Annotated in this window: 2 protein-coding genes; one reads left to right on the forward strand and one right to left on the reverse strand. The window is 72.1% G+C overall.

Translation table 11 applies throughout. The annotated features are described in order from the left end of the window. A partial coding sequence (locus WBA11_RS10600) for a serine hydrolase domain-containing protein (RefSeq protein ID WP_424520660.1) occupies positions 1-1,018 on the reverse strand: 1,018 nt, incomplete at its 3' end. A gap of 250 nt (positions 1,019-1,268) precedes the next feature. Between WBA11_RS10600 and WBA11_RS10605 the strand changes: the two genes are divergently transcribed. Continuing rightward, a partial coding sequence (locus WBA11_RS10605) for a glycosyltransferase (RefSeq protein ID WP_424520661.1) occupies positions 1,269-1,734 on the forward strand: 466 nt, incomplete at its 3' end.

The following is a 1,734-nucleotide window of genomic DNA, read 5'->3' on the forward strand; positions in this document are numbered from 1 at the left end:
GGCCGAGCTCGATCACGTCGGCGCGCTTGGTAGTGAGGATGACGACCGCCGCGCCCTGGTCGGGGAGCACGCCCAGGAATGATGCGAAGCCGCCGGTCCCGCCGTCGTGGACCGCCATCGAGGACGACCCGACCGGGACGAGGTGCCACCCCAGTCCGACCGTCCTGCCGTCGCCGACCTCGACGCGGGGCTCGAGGGACAAGCGGATCGCGTCGGCCAGAGGGGTCGCGTCGGGATCGAGAGCGGCCTGGGCCAAGGTGAGGAGGTCCGCGGCCGTCGAGCGCCAACCGCCGGCGCCGACGGTGGGCTCGAGGAACGTCCAGCGTGGCGTCGTTCGGTCCTGGGCATCGTAGCCCTCGACGAACCGGTCCTCGAGGGCGCGCGGGACGTCGACGAACGTGTCCTCGAGGCCGAGCGGGTCGAGGACGCGGTCGCGGACGACGTCGGCGTAGGATCGGCCAGCGTCCCTCGCGAGTGCGAACCCTAGGAGGCCGGCGCCCGCGTTCGAGTACTCATACCTCTGGCCCGGTGGCGTGGCGGGGCGCGCGTCCTCGAGGAAGTCGTAGAGCAGGCCGGCGTCGTAGAGGCTGAACGGGTTCATGACGTCGGCGCGGGCGAACGCGTTGGCCGCCATCCGAGGCAGGCCGGACGTGTGCGTCGCGAGGTCCACCAGCCGGACCGGGCCGTCCGGGTGGGCGCCGACGCGCCGCGTCTTCGGTAGCAAGACGGCGACGGGGTCCTCGAGGTCGAGGTCACCCCTCGTGACGGCCTCCGCCAACGCGAGCGACGTGAGCACCTTCGAGATCGAGCCGATCTCGTAGATCGTGTCCTCGTCCGGCGCCGCCCCGTCCTTCGCTCCGCCCACGCCGACGACGAACCGTTCGCCCTCGACGACGATGCCGACGACCAGCGACGGGAGCGCTCCGTCCTCGAGGGCGGACTGCGCGAGCGAATCGAGCGGGATCGGCTGGGCGCTCGCGGCGGCTGTCGCGATCAGGGAGATGAGGAAGTAGCGCACGTCGGGACTCGGAGGGGTGGGGAAGATCGCGGGATCCGCCACGGAACGGCGTCGCCCTCGAGGCCGGACGGTCTGGTGGGCTCGTTGCTGGGGTCCCGGTGGTCTTGCGCGGCCATCGACCCGTCCTGCCACGCACGGGTGGCCCCTCAGCACCGGGCGGGGACAATCCCTAGACACCGCTCAGGCCCTCTCTTGCTCCTCTGTCGCGTAGCGTGAGGCCGTCAGGTTCCCCCTCTCCCTCGCCCTGTCTGTGTCCGTCCGCGTCGCTCGTCTCGCCCCGTTTGGGTCCCCGTCCGATGGTCTCCAGGCGACCGTCGTCGTCCCGGCCCGCAACGAAGAAGCGAGCCTCCCGGCTCTCGTCGCCGCTTTGGAGGACGTCCGCCGTCCCGGCAGCTGGGGTCGCGACGCCCTCGAGGTCCTGGTCCTGCTCAACAACTGCACGGACGGCTCGGAGCGCGTTGCCCGTGAGCTGGCGACCTCGAGGACGTGGCTCCGCGTCGCCCACGTCGATCTTCCCGCCGAACACGCCCACGTCGGCCGCGCGCGGCAGATCCTGTTCGACACGGCCGCGGCCCGGCTCCTCGAGGTCGGCCGTCCCGACGGTCTAATCCTGTCGACCGACGCCGACAGCCGCCCCGCCCGCGACTGGCTTGCCGAGACCGTCCTCGAGGTCGAGGCCGGCGCCGACGCGGTGTTCGGCCGGATCGGGCTGGTGC

Source organism: Rubrivirga sp. (genome assembly GCF_049648075.1).
GTDB lineage: Bacteria > Bacteroidota > Rhodothermia > Rhodothermales > Rubricoccaceae > Rubrivirga.